General features: G+C 67.9%; 10 protein-coding genes and 2 pseudogenes. 3 read left to right on the forward strand and 9 right to left on the reverse strand.

The window, feature by feature from the left end; translation table 11 throughout:
* The first annotated feature begins 292 nt into the window (after nt 1-292).
* A complete protein-coding gene (locus ACTIFS_RS12400; protein WP_439574416.1) occupies nt 293-1,663 on the forward strand; it encodes an aspartate aminotransferase family protein in 1,371 nt (456 codons plus the stop codon).
* Between the two features lie 499 nt (nt 1,664-2,162).
* Here ACTIFS_RS12400 and ACTIFS_RS12405 read toward each other — a convergent pair whose 3' ends face one another.
* Nucleotides 2,163-2,510, reverse strand: coding sequence for a hypothetical protein (locus ACTIFS_RS12405; protein ID WP_439574417.1), 348 nt, complete (start codon nt 2,508-2,510; stop codon nt 2,163-2,165).
* 28 nt (nt 2,511-2,538) lie between these two features.
* Between ACTIFS_RS12405 and ACTIFS_RS12410 the strand changes: the two genes are divergently transcribed.
* Both ACTIFS_RS12410 and rpoH read left to right on the forward strand, forming a co-directional pair.
* On the forward strand, nt 2,539-3,549 hold the full coding sequence (locus ACTIFS_RS12410) for an RluA family pseudouridine synthase (RefSeq protein ID WP_439574418.1): 1,011 nt from the start codon (nt 2,539-2,541) through the stop codon (nt 3,547-3,549).
* A 450-nt stretch (nt 3,550-3,999) separates the two neighbouring features.
* Nucleotides 4,000-4,908: an RNA polymerase sigma factor RpoH gene (gene rpoH, locus ACTIFS_RS12415; RefSeq protein WP_439574419.1), complete on the forward strand. Its 909-nt coding sequence runs from the start codon at nt 4,000-4,002 to the stop codon at nt 4,906-4,908.
* 164 nt (nt 4,909-5,072) lie between these two features.
* Here rpoH and ACTIFS_RS12420 read toward each other — a convergent pair whose 3' ends face one another.
* The 8 genes and pseudogenes from ACTIFS_RS12420 to ACTIFS_RS12455 form a co-directional block, all read right to left on the reverse strand.
* Nucleotides 5,073-6,551 (reverse strand): hypothetical protein, encoded by a 1,479-nt coding sequence (locus ACTIFS_RS12420; protein ID WP_439574420.1) that lies wholly within the window; start codon nt 6,549-6,551, stop codon nt 5,073-5,075.
* 29 nt (nt 6,552-6,580) lie between these two features.
* Nucleotides 6,581-7,870, reverse strand: a complete 1,290-nt coding sequence (locus ACTIFS_RS12425; protein ID WP_439574421.1) for an adenylosuccinate synthase — start codon at nt 7,868-7,870, stop codon at nt 6,581-6,583.
* A 153-nt stretch (nt 7,871-8,023) separates the two neighbouring features.
* The gene (locus tag ACTIFS_RS12430) at nt 8,024-9,712 is read right to left on the reverse strand and encodes a mucoidy inhibitor MuiA family protein (RefSeq protein WP_439574422.1); all 1,689 of its coding nucleotides are present in this window, start codon (nt 9,710-9,712) and stop codon (nt 8,024-8,026) included.
* A gap of 94 nt (nt 9,713-9,806) precedes the next feature.
* Complete coding sequence (pstB, locus tag ACTIFS_RS12435) at nt 9,807-10,628, reverse strand: phosphate ABC transporter ATP-binding protein PstB (RefSeq protein ID WP_439574423.1); 822 nt, start codon at nt 10,626-10,628, stop codon at nt 9,807-9,809.
* Between the two features lie 26 nt (nt 10,629-10,654).
* Nucleotides 10,655-11,410, reverse strand: a pseudogene (gene pstA / locus ACTIFS_RS12440) (phosphate ABC transporter permease PstA); the annotation flags it as partial.
* A gap of 591 nt (nt 11,411-12,001) precedes the next feature.
* Nucleotides 12,002-12,493 (reverse strand): annotated as a pseudogene (locus ACTIFS_RS12445) (DUF3333 domain-containing protein); the annotation flags it as partial.
* Nucleotides 12,486-13,865: a phosphate ABC transporter permease subunit PstC gene (gene pstC, locus ACTIFS_RS12450; RefSeq protein ID WP_439574424.1), complete on the reverse strand. Its 1,380-nt coding sequence runs from the start codon at nt 13,863-13,865 to the stop codon at nt 12,486-12,488. The pseudogene ACTIFS_RS12445 and the gene pstC, both read right to left, overlap by 8 nt.
* A 91-nt stretch (nt 13,866-13,956) precedes the next feature.
* Complete coding sequence (locus ACTIFS_RS12455) at nt 13,957-14,988, reverse strand: substrate-binding domain-containing protein (protein WP_439574425.1); 1,032 nt, start codon at nt 14,986-14,988, stop codon at nt 13,957-13,959.
* Nucleotides 14,989-15,005: the final 17 nt, after the last annotated feature.

Consider the following 15,005-nt stretch of genomic DNA (forward strand, 5'->3'; position numbering starts at 1 on the left):
ATCCCCGGCCGAGCGAAGCGAGGGGAAGGGATCCAGAATCCATCGCGCCGCCCCCGACACGCTGGACCCCCTTCCCTCGGCCTTCGGCCTCGCCGGGGGTGACGGGAGGCGGCAGGCCGTCCGGCCATGCGGACTGACCTGACCAATTCAGGGGACCGCAAAGTCCGGCAGGCCGGGTCAGGCCCCCCGGGCCCTGCCCCCGCATCCCTCCCCTTCCACCTGCGACCTTGTTCCCCCGGCCCCGCTTGGTATGGTCTCTCTCCGTTCCGCCCCTTCCGGAGACTTTTTCTTCATGTCCAAGACGAGCGCCCTGCGCGTTGTCGGCGCCGACGACGCTGCCACCACGGCCATTCCGAACGACCTTGCCGCGTTCTGGATGCCGTTCACCGCCAACCGCGCCTTCAAGGCCCGGCCGCGCATGGTGGCCCGCGCCAAGGGCATGTACTACTACACCCCCGAGGGCCGCCCGGTGATGGACGGCACGGCGGGCCTGTGGTGCTCCAATGCGGGCCACGGCCGCGAGCCCATCGTCGAGGCCATCCAGAAGCAGGCGGCCGAGCTCGATTTCTCGCCGACCTTCCAGTATGGCCACCCGAAGGCCTTCGAGCTGGCCAGCCGCATCGCCAGCCTGGCGCCCGGCGACCTCGACCACGTGTTCTTCTGCAATTCCGGCTCGGAGGCCGCCGACACCGCGCTGAAGATCGCGCTGGCCTACTGGAACGTCCGCGGCAAGGGCTCCAAGACGCGGCTGATCGGCCGCGAGCGCGGCTATCACGGCGTCGGCTTCGGCGGCATCACGGTTGGCGGCATCGTGCCGAACCGCAAGTTCTTCGGCTCCCTGCTGGCCGGCGCCGACCACCTGCCGCACACCTACAACCGCGAGAAGCAGGCCTTCTCCAAGGGCGAGCCGGAATGGGGCGCCCACCTGGCCGACGAGCTGGAGCGCCTCGTCGCGCTGCATGACGCCTCCACCATCGCCGCCGTCATCGTCGAGCCCATGGCCGGCTCCACCGGCGTCCTGCCGCCCCCGCAGGGTTATCTGAAGCGCCTGCGCGAGCTCTGCGACAAGCACGACATCCTGCTGATCTTCGACGAGGTCATCACCGGCTTCGGCCGCCTTGGCGCGCCCTTCGCGTCCGAGCGCTACGGCGTGGTGCCGGACATGCTGAACTTCGCCAAGGGCGTCACCAATGCCACCACGCCCATGGGCGGCGTCATTGCCCGCAAGCATATCCACGACGCCTTCATGAACGGGCCGGAGCATGTGGTGGAGCTGTTCCACGGCTACACCTATTCGGCGCACCCGCTGGCCTGCGCGGCCGGCCTTGCCACCCTCGACCTTTATCGCGACGAGGGCGTGTTCGACCGCGCCAAGGCGCTGGAGCCGGTCTGGGCGGATGCCGTGTTCTCGCATCTGAAGGACATTCCCGGCGTGCTCGACATCCGCCAGGTCGGCCTCACCGCCGCCATCGACTTCGAGCCCAGCAAGGACGGCGTCGGCAAGCGCGGCTTTGCCTGCATCGACCAGGCCTTCTTCGACGAGGGGCTGATGATCCGCACGGCCGGCGACACGGTGGTGGTCACCCCGCCGCTGATCATCTCCGAGACCGAGATCGGCGAACTGGTCGAGAAGGTCGGCCGGGTCATCCGCGCCACGGCCTGAGGCTGGCGGCTGCGTCCTGTCAAGGAACTGTGGAAGGCCCGGCCCGCGCCGGGCCTTTCGATTTGGCGGTCTGGGGACCGGGGAGAACCCCACCCTGACCCTCCCCGCTTCGCGGAGAGGGACGACCGCGTCCCGCCTGGATTCGACCGTCGTGCCTGGCGTACCGGTTTAAGCAGGATCACGCGGCCATAGTCTCCCTCTCCGCGAAGCGGGGAGGGTAAGGGTGGGGACACTTCAGCCCTGATGCAGGCCTGAACCTCCCTTGTTCTGAGAGGCTGGCCCATAAAGGTTCGAGATAGGGATTTCGTCATGCCCGGCCTTGGGCCGGGTATCCACGACTTGGCCATTTCGGTCGCATTCAAGTCGTGGATGGCCGGGACAAGCCCGGCCATGACGGTGGAGAGGGTGGCGTTTCCACAATACGGGCCAGACTCTGAGGTGCGCGCGAAGCGAGCCTCGAACGACGCACAAGCCGCCATGCGTCCCGCCCAAGGCCCGTTCAGGGCCGTGGCACCTGGGGCCCGCCGACGCTGACGCGGTGGGTTTCCTTGAAGGTCCTGAGGTCATAGACCACGATGACCGGTGCCCCGCCGCGGTCATAGGTCACCGTCAGCCGCCCGTCGGCCGCCACCGCCGAGACCACGCGCCCGCCCTCCGGGTCGATCGTCCCGGACAGGATCGGCCCCGAGCCCGGCGCGCCCATCAGACGATAGGCGATGACCGCCAGCACGGAGCCGACGCCGGCGATCATGATCAGCGAGGAGACGATGGAGATGCGGCGGATGCGCGCCACCACGGCCTCGGCCGCCGGGTCGTTGACATCTGCGTCGCGGGGCGTGTTGGTCATGGAGCGGATCGGCCGGAGGAACGGGCAGGTGAATGACAGCGAGGCAGGCGGTGCCCTGCCGCCCATCGTGGTGGGAGCGGAGGAGGCGCGCGAGCGTCTCGACCGCGTGCTGGCGCGCCACGTTCCCGCCCTCTCGCGCTCGCGCCTGAAGGCGCTGATCGAGGCGGGCCATGTCGCGCTCGGCGGCCGGACCATGACGGAAGCCGCCCACAGGGTCAATGAAGGGGAGGTGATCGCCGTCACCGTGCCTCCGGTGGAGGAGGCCGTGCCGACGGCCGAGGCGATCCCGCTGGCCGTGGTTTACGAGGATGCCGACCTCATCGTCATCGACAAGCCGGCCGGCCTGGTGGTGCACCCCGCCGCCGGCAACTGGACCGGCACGCTGGTCAATGCCCTGATCGCCCATTGCGGCGACAGCCTCTCGGGCATCGGCGGCGTCAGGCGGCCGGGCATCGTTCACCGGCTCGACAAGGACACGACCGGGCTGATGGTCGTGGCCAAGACCGACCGCGCCCACAAGGGCCTTGCCGCGCAGTTCGCCGACCATGGCCGCTCCGGACCGCTGGAACGGGCCTATGTCGCGTTCGTCTGGGGCCGGCCGGTCCGGCGCGCCTTCACGGTCGATGCCGCCCTCGACCGCGACCCGCGCGCACGCGAGAAGATCGCGGTACGCCCCTCCGGCCGTCACGCGCTCACGCACGCGACGCGCGAGGCAAGTTTCCTCGACGGTCTCGTCAGCCGCCTCGCCTGCCGACTGGAGACCGGGCGCACCCACCAGATCCGCGTCCACATGGCCCATGAGGGTCACCCGCTTCTCGGCGACGCCACCTATAGCATCGGCTTCCGCACCAAGGCGGCAAAGCTGCCCGATGCCGCCCGCAGCGCGCTGGAGCGGCTCGGCCGCCAGGCGCTCCATGCCGGCCTGCTCGGCTTCGAGCACCCGGTCACGCGCGCGCGCATGCGCTTCGAAAGCCCGCTGCCCGCCGACATGGCGGCGCTCGCCGCGGCCCTCGGCCCCGCCGATGCGGACCTTGCCTGAGGGCACACGGCACCCGCCAATCGCAAGGGGCGACGAGTGGCCTGGACTGTGTCGTCGCCACCCGCGGCCACGGCATGGCCGCGAAACACATCCATGCAATTGTCTGAAAACTGAGCCAATCTCGGCACGAGATGAGCAACCTCAGCGGCTTCATGTCGCATTTTCCTCGCGAATGGGGACATTCACGCCAACGTGTAACGACACGACATCCGGGAGCCGGCTAGTCTCGTATCCACATCATCACGACGCAGACCTTTGCGTAGATGCAAGGATCGAGCGGTGCGTCGGCAGGTGGAGGTGGTCCCCGCCACCCTTCCGCCATGATCGATGGAGATGATGATCGCGCAGTCGGTTGGCGTATCGCAGCCGGATGCGGAGGGTTGCCTGGGCTTTGGGGCAGGCGACCCGGTGCTCGCCGGATGGTCCGGGAGCCAAGTGAAGGAGGGCCTCATGGCTCACGTTGCATCGCTTCCGATCCTGGCATCGGATTCCGGTCTTGCGCGCTATCTCGATGAGATCCGCAAGTTTCCGATGCTTCAGCCTCAGGAAGAATACATGCTCGCCAAGAGCTGGCGCGAGCACGGCGACACCAAGGCTGCCCACCGTCTCGTCACGTCCCACCTCCGCCTCGTCGCCAAGATCGCGATGGGTTATCGCGGCTATGGCCTGCCGATCGGAGAAGTCGTGTCCGAAGGCAATGTCGGCCTCATGCAGGCGGTCAAGCGGTTCGAGCCCGACAAGGGCTTCCGCCTCGCCACCTATGCCATGTGGTGGATCAAGGCCTCGATCCAGGAATACATCCTGCGGTCATGGTCGCTCGTGAAGATGGGCACCACGGCCAACCAGAAGAAGCTGTTCTTCAACCTACGCAAGGCGAAGAGCTCGATCTCCGCACTCGAGGAGGGCGACCTCCGGCCGGATCAGGTCAAGGTGATCGCCACCAAGCTCGGGGTCGAGGAGCAGGACGTCATCGACATGAACCGCCGTCTTGGCGGCGACGCCTCGCTCAACGCCCCGCTGCGCGAGGATGGCGACGGCGAGTGGCAGGACTGGCTTGCCGATGATTCGGACAGTCAGGAGCAGATTCTCGCCCGCGAAGAGGAGACCGACAACCGCCGCAAGGCGCTGGGCCGCGCGCTCGGTGTCCTGAACGAGCGCGAGCGGATCATCTTCGAGGAACGCCGCCTCAAGGACGATCCGATCACGCTGGAGGAGCTTGCCGAGCGTTTCGGCGTCTCGCGCGAGCGCGTCCGGCAGATCGAGGTCCGCGCCTTCGAGAAGGTGCAGGACGCGGTGGTCAAGTCGATCCGCGAGATCGAGCGTCCCGCTACGGAGACGGCGCAGATCGCCGCCATGTGATTTGCTGCCGCCTGATGGCGCAGCTCACCGGCTGAAATGACAAAGGGAGGCCCCCGGCGGCCTCCCTTTTTTCATCGTCCGGGCCGTGGGAACCGCTGGCGAAGCGATCCGTCGGCCTGCCGCTCCAGAGGCAGATCCGGAGGCCGGCTCGGGCAGCCGTCGGCTTACTGCCCCCAGGCGGTCATGGCCTCCTCGAAGGCCCTGTCCCCGGCTGCGCCCTTCTCGATCGTCAGGATGGCCCTCCGGCCGCTGTCGTAGCGGATCGGAATGTCGAAGAACGGCCGTGTCTTCAGCGCCTGGATATTGGTGGAGCGGTCCATGTCGAAGCCCGACAGGCCGATGAAGAAAAAGCCGTTGGTCACGCGCACGGCCTGACCGACCAGCGGCACGCCGCGCGCCTGCTCGGACACCTTCATGAGCAGTCCCGGCACTTCGGCGACGCCGCCGAACTGGAAGTTGGGCGGCAGCGCGAACAGAACCTCCACCGTATGGCTGGCGGGAAGTGTCTGGTCGAGATTCCGGCGGATGGTGAGCGTCACGGTCATCCGCCGTTCGGGGATGGCCACATCGCCGACAAGCGCCAGGTCCGGCGGCTGGCCGGGGCCGACGCTGACCGTCTGGGTGCGCCATACCACCGTGCCCTGCATCAGCGTCCCGGCCTGGTTTCCCGGCGTTTCCTCGAACAGCGCGGCCCGCTGCACGGTCCCTGGAGCGGGTGCGGGTGCAGGGGTGGCGGGCGCTGCCGGCGGCGGCTCCGTTGCCTGGGCCGCAGGCGGGGGTGCGGTATCCGAGGGTGGGGTCGTCGGCTGGGCATCGGCCGCGGGAGGCGTGGGCGCCGGAGCAGGGGTTGCGTCAACAGCCGGAGGGGCGGCCGGGGTGGGATCCGCCGGCGCAGGCGCGGGCGGGGTCGCCTCGGCCACCCGGTCACCGGTCTTCGGCGGTTCGTCAGCCGGTGGCGACGGTTGCGACGCCGGTTGGCCGCCGCCCGGAAGGTGGATGGCAAGCTGCGAGGGCAGCCGCTCGGGATAGTAGGTCGCCACGAACCAGCCGAGACCGCCCGCCGCGCCGAGCAGCAGCAGCACGACAAGGACGGCGATCTTGCCGCCGCGACCCCGGCGCGGGACCTGCTCGTCTTCGGGTTCGTCGAGAACGGAGACTCTTGGGCGGATCGGCCCTGCATCGCTGCCATAGGGACCAGGACGGCCTGCCCCGCCGAGGCCCGGCTCGATCCGGTCGCCAGCCTCGCCCGGTCCACCGAGTTGCCCGCGTGCCGACCGGCTGGCGCTCTGCGCCGCTTCACCCAGCGTCTCGGCATCATGGGCCGCCGCACTCACCGTGCGAGCGCCGCCCACCGAGATGGATTCGTTGCGCCGCCCGTTTCCGGGCTGCACCAGATCGCCCATTTCGCGCTGGAACATCGAGTCGAGGTCGGCCTCGGCATTCTGTGCCTCGACCTTGCGGATCGCCTCCTCGAGCGACAGGCGCTCGCGGGTGATCTGCTCCTCCTGGAGCGGCGGGTTGACGCCGCGCAACTGCGCGAGCAGCGCGTGGCGTGCGCGTTCATAAACTGCGCGTCGCGCTTCGCCGGTATTGTCCGGCAATGCCGCAACGGCACGGGAGATCAGGGGCGTGTAATCAGCCATCGGCGGTTGCTATCGAGCCCCTTCAACGCTCACTCGAACGGGTTGCGGACCAGGATCGTGTCGTCACGCTCCGGACTCGTCGATAGTAACGCGACCGGGCAGCCAATCAATTCCTCGATCCGACGAACATACTTGATCGCCTGGGCCGGCAGTTCGCCCCACGAGCGGGCACCCATCGTATTGGAATCCCAGCCTTCTATGGTCTCGTAGACCGGTTTTGCGCGCGCCTGCGCATCCTGCGCGGCGGGCAGGAAATCGTAGCGCCTGCCGTCGATCTCGTAAGCGACGCAGACCTTGATCTCCCTGAACACGTCCAGGATGTCGAGTTTGGTCAGTGCGATGCCGTGAATCCCATTGGTCTTCACGGCCTGCCGCACCAGAACCGCGTCGAACCAGCCGCAGCGACGGCGCCGGCCGGTGACGGTGCCGAATTCACGGCCGCGGTCACCCATCGTCTGGCCGTTCTCGTCCTCCAGTTCGGTCGGAAACGGGCCACCGCCCACGCGCGTCGTATAGGCCTTGGTGATGCCGAGCACATAGCCGACGGCCGAAGGCCCCAGGCCCGAGCCGATCGCCGCCTGCCCGGCCACCGTGTTGGACGAGGTCACGAACGGATAGGTGCCGTGGTCAATGTCGAGAAGCGTGCCCTGCGCGCCCTCGAACAGCATGCGCTTGCCGGCACGGCGCTCGGCGTCGAGCAGGTCGAACACCGTCGTCACATAGGGCAGCACCTTCGGCGCGACGCCGGCCAGTTCGTCATAGATCGCCTGCGGGTCGATTTCCGTCAGTCGCAGCCCGCGGCGCAGCGCGTTGTGATGGGCGAGCAGCCGCTCGATCTTGGGCATGAGTGCCGGCAGGTCGGCGAGATCGGTCATCCGGATGGCCCGGCGCCCGACCTTGTCCTCATAGGCGGGGCCGATGCCGCGACCGGTCGTGCCGATCTTGGTGCCGGCATTGGCCGATTCGCGCTGCTGGTCGAGTTCGCGATGCACCGACAGGATGAGGCAAGCGTTCTCGGCGACCTTCAGATTGTCAGGGGTGATCGCCACGCCCTGCGTCGAGACGCGCTCGATCTCGGCCATCAGCGCATGGGGATCGACGACGACGCCGTTGCCGATAACCGAGAGCTTGCCGGGCCGCACGATGCCGGAGGGCAGCAGGGACAACTTGTAGGTGACACCGTCGATCACCAGGGTATGGCCGGCATTGTGCCCGCCCTGGAACCTGACCACCACATCGGCCTGGCTCGACAGCCAGTCGACAATCTTGCCCTTGCCCTCGTCGCCCCACTGGGAGCCGACGACAACCACGTTCGCCATGGTCCTCGATCCTCGTCCACGGCAAGGCAAACCCCGACTGCGCGCTCACCGCCTCCAGCCGGGGTCCTTGCACCGTGCCGATAAAGGATCGCCGCCGGGCTGGCAAGGGCGGGAGGGTGCGGCGGATCGGAGCCGCACGCCCGCCGCCATGCCTCAGCCCCGCGCCTGGCTCGACTGGATCTGCCGGTCGGCGGGCCAGCGGATGCGCCAGCCGTGACGGATGTCGCGGCTCTGGCCGGCGGCGATCTCAAGGTCCCATTCGAGGATGCCGCGCCTCCCGCGCACGTCGCGGCGCGCGGGCGCGGTCATGCCCGACAGCGTCTCGACCGTGATGTCGCTGGCCTCCGTCACCGGCACGCGGTCCTCGACCATGACCTTGCGGGGGGTCGCCGCGCCGTTGCGCACGATGATGCGGAACTCGCGTTCGTCGGTCTTGGCGCTGGAGATGATGCCCGCCGTGCCGTCGGTGCGGCGCACAACCTGGTACTCGACCCGCACCAGATCGTCGGCGCCGAAACCGAGGCGGACCTCCTGCTCGCGCGTGGCGGCGGCAATCTGCGTGCGACCGGAGAACATGCCGTCGCGGTAGAGATTGACCCGGCCCGGCATCAGCGGCACCTCGCCCTGGTGGCGGAACCGGGCCTCCAGATAGGCGGTGGGATCGAGGCTCGGCACCACGCGCGAGACGAGATCGGTCTCGATCGTCGCGGACTGGATGCGCAGCGCCCGCGCACCGCCCCCGGAGCCGATCGCCGCGCGGCCGGCGATCCGGAAGGAGGCCTGGAACCCGCCCATGTCGACAACCGCCTCCTGTTCGGCGACCGGCACCAGCGCCGCGGAGGGGGCCCGCCGCGCCTGGCGCGCCTGGTTTGCGCCGTAGCTCGGCGCCATGGCTATCGGTGGCGGTGGGGCCATCGCACGCTCGCCGTCGGCCGGAGCCTCGAACCGGACGATGAGCGACGGCAGGTCCGGGCCCGAGCCGCCGCGGGCAACCCGCGCCGTCGAGACAGTCAGGGCGACGTCGGACCAGTCCTCGCCGGTCTGCTGGACGATCTCGGCACGGCGGATCAACTCGATGGAGGGTTTCGGACCCGTCGTCGTCAGCCGGGCATCGTAGAGCGGCGACCAGCGGGCGCCGCGCACGGCATAGGTGACGGTCAGTTCGCCGCGGAAGGTCTCACCCGCCTCGACATCGACACGCGCTTCCAGGTGCCGGGGCGGCTGCGTGCGCAACTGCGCCTCGATCTGCTGGATGTCGCGATCGATGGCCCGCTGGGCACGCTCGGCCTCGCGGATGGCACGGTCGGCGGCAACCGTCTCCTCGAGCGCTGCGGCAAGCGCCTGGCGCGCCTCGGCAATGTTGAGACCGCGCTCCCCGGCGGACAGCGTGGCGGGCTGGACGAGCGCCTCGGCCGCCCGCTTGCGCATGCGCTCGGCGGCGATGCGGTCCTCAAGGGCGAGGCGCTGGTCGCGCAGCGTCTCCAGCATCCGCACCCGCTCCGGATCGGGGCGCTCGAAGGGGCGCTGCTGGCGGGCATCGACAGACCCGACCGTCAGGCGCCCCTCCCCTCCCCCGGCAATGCGGATGGAGGCCGGATCGGCGGTCAGCGGCAGGTCGTCGAGAACCAGCACATGTTCCCCGGCCGGCAGCTCCACACGGATGGTCCGGGTGATGCTCGCCCCGTCCGGAAAGACGGTGACCGCCTCGATGCGCGAGGGCAGGCGGAACTCGGCGGCAGCAAGCGGACCTGCGGGCGCGATCAGCAGCACCGCGACCGCCGCGAGGCCAGGCCAGCTGCGGGCGGGAACGGACGATGGGTCGGGAAAGCGACGAGCGGTCATAGGGCTCTCCGGCGTGAGGGAGCCCCGAGTAACCTTGCGGAATGCGGCGGCCGCGCGGCTGAACCGCGGCCGCCCCGGACCGGACTGCCGAGCCTCAGCCGAAGCGGCCGGTGATGTAGTCGCGCGTGCGCGTATCGACCGGATTGGTGAAGATCTGGTCGGTGGTGCCCTCCTCGACCAGCACGCCGAGATGGAAGAACGCGGTGCGCTGCGACACGCGCGCAGCCTGCTGCATCGAGTGGGTGACGATGACGATGGTGAAGTTCTGCTTCAGTTCGTCGATCAGTTCCTCGATCTTGGCGGTGGCGATCGGGTCGAGCGCCGAACACGGCTCGTCCATCAGGATCACCTCCGGCGACACCGCGATGGCGCGGGCGATGCACAGGCGCTGCTGCTGGCCGCCGGACAGGCCCGTGCCGGATTCCTGCAGGCGATCCTTCACCTCGTTCCACAGGCTCGCCTTCTTCAGCGAGGTCTCGACGATCCCGTCCAGATCGGCCTTCGAGCGCACCAGGCCATGGATGCGCGGGCCATAGGCGACGTTCTCGTAGATCGACTTCGGGAACGGGTTCGGCTTCTGGAACACCATGCCGACCCGAGCGCGCAACTGCACGACGTCCAGCGAGCGGTCATAGATGTCCTGCTCGTCGATCTTGATGTCGCCGGTCACCCGGCAGATCAAGATCGTGTCGTTCATCCGGTTGATGCAGCGCAGGAAGGTCGACTTGCCGCAGCCCGACGGCCCGATGAACGCCATGACCGAGCGCTCGGGGATGTCGACATTGACGTCCTTGATGGCCTGCTTCTCGCCGTAGAAGACATTGACGTTGCGGCCGGTGATCTTCGGCCGGGTGGCCGCCACGGGAGCGGTGGCATGGGCCGCCGCAGCCGTCTCGAAAGTCGGAAGCGAGTTCATCGGATCAATCCTCGTATCGGGCCGGCTTACCAGCGGCGTTCAAACTTCTTGCGGAGGAACACCGCCGCCGCGTTCATCAGGATCAGGAAGACAAGCAGGACAACGATCGCCGCGGCAGTCTTGCTCACGAAGGCGGCCTCGGGGAAGTCGGCCCACATGAAAATCTGGACGGGCAGCAGCGTTGCGGCATCGGTGATGCCCTTCGGCACGTCGACGACGAACGCGACCATGCCGATGAGCAGCAGCGGCGCCGTCTCGCCGAGAGCGGATGCCATGCCGATGATGGTGCCGGTCAGGATGCCCGGCATGGCGAGCGGCAGGACGTGGTGGAACACCGCCTGCTGGTGCGAGGCCCCGACCCCGAGCGCCGCCTCCTTGATGGAGGGCGGCACGGCGCGGATCGCCGCCCGAGCGGCGATGATGATGACCGGCAGGGTCATCAGGGCGAGCACCAGGCCGCCGACCACCGGTGCCGAGCGCGGCATGCCGAAGACGTTGAGGAACACCGCAAGGCCCAGCAGGCCGAAGATGATCGACGGCACAGCCGCCAGATTGTTGATGTTCACCTCGATGATCTCGGTGATCCGGTTCTTCGGGGCAAACTGTTCCAGATAGATGGCTGCGGCGACGCCGATGGGGAAGCTCAGCGCCAGCGTGATGATCAGCGTCAGGAAGGAGCCGACCACCGCCACCCAGACGCCGGCAAGTTCGGCCTCGCGGGAGGCACCGCCGAAGAAGAATTCGCGAGAAATGCGCCGTTCGACGAGGCCGCGCTCCTTCAGCGATTCCAGATAGGCAATCTCGCGGTCGCCGATGCGCCTGTTGGTCTCGGGCTGCACGATGCGCAGGATTTCCCATTCACGGGGCTTTGCCACGTCGGTGCTGCGTGGCGGTAGCAGCACCTGCCCGGTGGCATTGGCACTCTGCACCTGGGTCAGCTTCACCACGCCGCCATTGATGCGGATGAGGTAGCTGGAAATGGTGTTGTCGAGCGACTCGGCCCGGTCGGCGCCGGTGATGCGGGCTTCCAGACCGGCGATCCGCTGGCGCAGTTGCTCGATCTCGGAACGCGTGGCGGCGACCTGCCGGGTCTCCTGCTCGACGCGGGCCTGCAGGGAGGCACGGCCAGCTTCCGGCGTTGTCGACAGCGTTTGCTGAAGGGCGGCAACCATCCGCTCAAGGCCTGCGAGCACGCGCTCCTTGCCGGCGAGGTCGGCGCGATGGCGCGCGGCCTCGGTCTGCAGCTGCGCCTTCATGGCCGCCAGAAGCGGCTGGAAATTGTTGACCGTCGAAGACAGCTGAACCTGGCCCGATGTGCCCGAAACGCCCAGTTCGCCCTGGCCGCGGGTCACCTCGACCGGCGAGATCATCCCCTTGAGATAGAGATCGGAATTGGCCTGCAGCGGCACGAGGATCTGCTGCGACGTGCCGATCAGTGCCGGATTGTCCACCACTGCGAGACGCACCATCGAGGGCGCGCCCGACGACATGATCGAGCCGAGCGAGCGGCGCGACGTCCGGTCGGTCACCGATGGGAAGTAGCCGCGCAGGCCGGTGTTGACGATCGCGTCGAAATTGGCCGCGTTGATCGCTCGCGTCAAATCCTCGCCGGTGGCGTTCTGTGGATTCAGGTCCTCCCGCTTCAGCTCAACGTCCAGCTTGAGATAGTTCTGCGTGAAGGCCGGAATGGATTGGCCGATGATGGTCGACAGGAAGAGCACGAGGAACCCGGCTGCAATCGCCAGCGCCCCGATACCCATGGCCTGGAAAATGTACTCGCTGCGGTAGCGGGCCTTCAGCCGCTTCTGCGCTGCGTCGTTGGTGTGCAGGTCGGTGCCGACCCGCGGGAGCGAGACGTCAGTCATACTGTTCCCGATACTTGTTCACGACGCGCAGGGCGATGAGATTGAGCGTCAGGGTGATGAAGAACAGCGCCAGCCCGAGGCCGAAGGCCGACAGCGTCTTGGGGCTGTCGAACTCCTGGTCGCCGGTCAGGAGCGAGCTGATCTGGACGGTGACGGTGGTCACGGCTTCCAGCGGGTTCAGCGTCAGATTGGCGGCAAGGCCGGCAGCCATCACCACGATCATGGTCTCGCCCATGGCCCGCGAGACGGCCAGAACCAGGGCCGAGACGATGCCCGGCAGCGCGGCGGGCAGGACCACCCGCCGAATGGTCTCGGACTTGGTGGCGCCAAGGCCGGCAGAGCCGTCGCGCAGCGACTGGGGGACGGCATTGATGACGTCGTCCGACAGCGAGGAGACGAAGGGCACAATCATGATGCCCATGACGATGCCCGCAGCGAGCGCGCTCTCCGAGGAAACGTCGAGGCCAAGCGCCGTGCCCATGTTGCGGATGAAGGGGGCAACCGTCAGCGCGGCGAAGAAACCATAGACGACGGTCGGGATACCGGCGAGGATCTCCAGAACCGGCTTGCCGACGGCGCGCACCTTGGGGCTCGCATAGTCGGAGAGATAGATGGCGGCGAGAATGCCCAGCGGCGCTGCCACCATCATGGCGATGAAGGTGATCAGCAGCGTGCCGGTAAGAAGCGGGATGAAGCCGAAAGCGGCCGTACCGCCGACCTGATCCGCGCGGAACGCCATCTGCTGCGGGGTCCAGGTCAGTCCGAACAGGAAGTCGATCGGATTGACGAAGGTGAAGAACCGCATCGATTCCACGATCAGCGACATGACGATGCCGACCGTGGTCAGGATCGCCAGCGTCGCCGACAGGGCCAGGAACACCTTGACCGCGGCCTCGACCTTGTGGCGGGCGCGGAACGGCACGGCAATGGCATTCCACGCGTAGCGGAAGCCGGCAACCGCCACGACCGCCATCACCGCGACCATGGCCAGCGTCGAAAGGCGGTTGAGTGACTGGAAGGCGCTGGCGGCCTCTTCCCGGAACGCGTCGCGCACGCCGGCCGAGCCGCCGCCGGCAATGGCCTGAATATCGCGCCAGAAGCCGTCGATCTGGGCCGGGCTGAACTCGGCAACCTGGCTCGCGAACTGCGACAGCATCAGCGAGCGGAGAACGTTGGGACTGATCATCGACCAGAGCGCGAGCACGGCGAGGGCCGGGCCGGCCGTCATCAGCGCAAGCCACCAGCCATGATAGCCCGGCAGCGAATGGAGGGCTGCGAAATTGGCGCCGGACAGGGTCACGGCGCGATTGCGGCCGAGCAGCACGCAGGCCAGTGCGATCGCCAGGACGAGGCCGAACAGGGGCAGGAACATCAGAGCCTTCCGCGGACGATCGGGATCAGCAATGCGCAGGGTTCGGTCGAAGGGCCCGGCCGAAGCCGGACCCTTCTGATTCAACCGGCGATCAGAGGCCTGCCATCGGCGTGGCGGCGGTCACGGCAGCGCGGAAGCGGGCGCGGTCGGCCGTCGGGCTCGGAACCAGGCCCTTCTTCTCCAGATAGCCGTCGTCACCCATGGCCTGCTCGGACGCATACTCGTTGATGAAATCCTGAAGGCCGGGAACGATGCCGATGTGGTTCTTCTTCAGATAGACGAACATGGAACGGGACATCGGCCACTTGCCGTTCTGGATGTTCTCGACCGTGGGCTCGACGCCACCGATGCGGGCGCCCTGGATCTTGTCGTGATTCTCTTCGAGGTTGGAGTAGCCGAAGATGCCGAAGGCGGTCGGATTGGCGACCAGACGCTGGACGATGATGTTGTCGTTCTCGCCGCCCTCGATGAAGGCGCCGTCAGCGCGGATCTGCTGGCAGTCGCGGCTCGAAATCTGCACGTTGCGGCGCTTGGCATGCTCGCGGCAGCCGCCGAGAAGGGCCATCTCGTTGAACGAGTCGCGCGTGCCGGAGGTCGGCGGCGGGCCGATGACCTCGATGCGGGCATTCGGCAGGTTCGGCGCGATGTCCGACCAGTTGCGGTTCGGATTGTCGACCAGCTGACCCTGGGCATTCGGGATCTTGGCGGCCAGGGCCAGGTAGATCTGCTCCAGCGTGAGCTGCACCTGCGGACCCTGCTTGGCATTGGCGAAGACGATGCCGTCAAAGCCGATCTGCAGCTCGACAAGGTCGACGCCGTTGGTCTTGCAGGTGTTGAACTCGTTCTGCGTGATGCGGCGCGAGGCATTGGTCAGATCAGGCGTGTTCAGGCCGACGCCGGCGCAGAACAGGCGCATGCCGCCGCCGGTGCCCGTCGACTCGACGATCGGGGCGCGACCGCCGCGCTGCGAGAATCGCTCGGCAACCGTGGTGGTGAAGGGGAAGACGGTGGAGGAACCCGTGATCTGGATGCGATCGCGGGTCTGGGCGTTGGCGGGCATGGCGAGGACGACGGCGCCGCCGAGGGCGAGCACGGCCGCGGAAAAATAGGGCGTAAGCTTCACAGGAGTCTCCTGTCGTT

It is taken from the genome of Phreatobacter sp., from assembly GCF_051860605.1.
Lineage (GTDB): Bacteria > Pseudomonadota > Alphaproteobacteria > Rhizobiales > Phreatobacteraceae > Phreatobacter.

Excerpts from the sequence above, each read along its gene's own strand:
- ACTIFS_RS12405 (WP_439574417.1), bottom strand. The coding sequence starts at position 2,510 with ATGACCAACACGCCCCGCGACGCAGATGTCAACGACCCGGCGGCCGAG.
- pstC (WP_439574424.1), bottom strand. The coding sequence starts at position 13,865 with ATGTTCCTGCCCCTGTTCGGCCTCGTCCTGGCGATCGCACTGGCCTGC.
- ACTIFS_RS12420 (WP_439574420.1), bottom strand. The coding sequence starts at position 6,551 with ATGGCTGATTACACGCCCCTGATCTCCCGTGCCGTTGCGGCATTGCCG.
- ACTIFS_RS12430 (WP_439574422.1), bottom strand. The coding sequence starts at position 9,712 with ATGACCGCTCGTCGCTTTCCCGACCCATCGTCCGTTCCCGCCCGCAGC.
- ACTIFS_RS12425 (WP_439574421.1), bottom strand. The coding sequence starts at position 7,870 with ATGGCGAACGTGGTTGTCGTCGGCTCCCAGTGGGGCGACGAGGGCAAG.
- rpoH (WP_439574419.1), top strand. The coding sequence starts at position 4,000 with ATGGCTCACGTTGCATCGCTTCCGATCCTGGCATCGGATTCCGGTCTT.
- pstB (WP_439574423.1), bottom strand. The coding sequence starts at position 10,628 with ATGAACTCGCTTCCGACTTTCGAGACGGCTGCGGCGGCCCATGCCACC.
- ACTIFS_RS12400 (WP_439574416.1), top strand. The coding sequence starts at position 293 with ATGTCCAAGACGAGCGCCCTGCGCGTTGTCGGCGCCGACGACGCTGCC.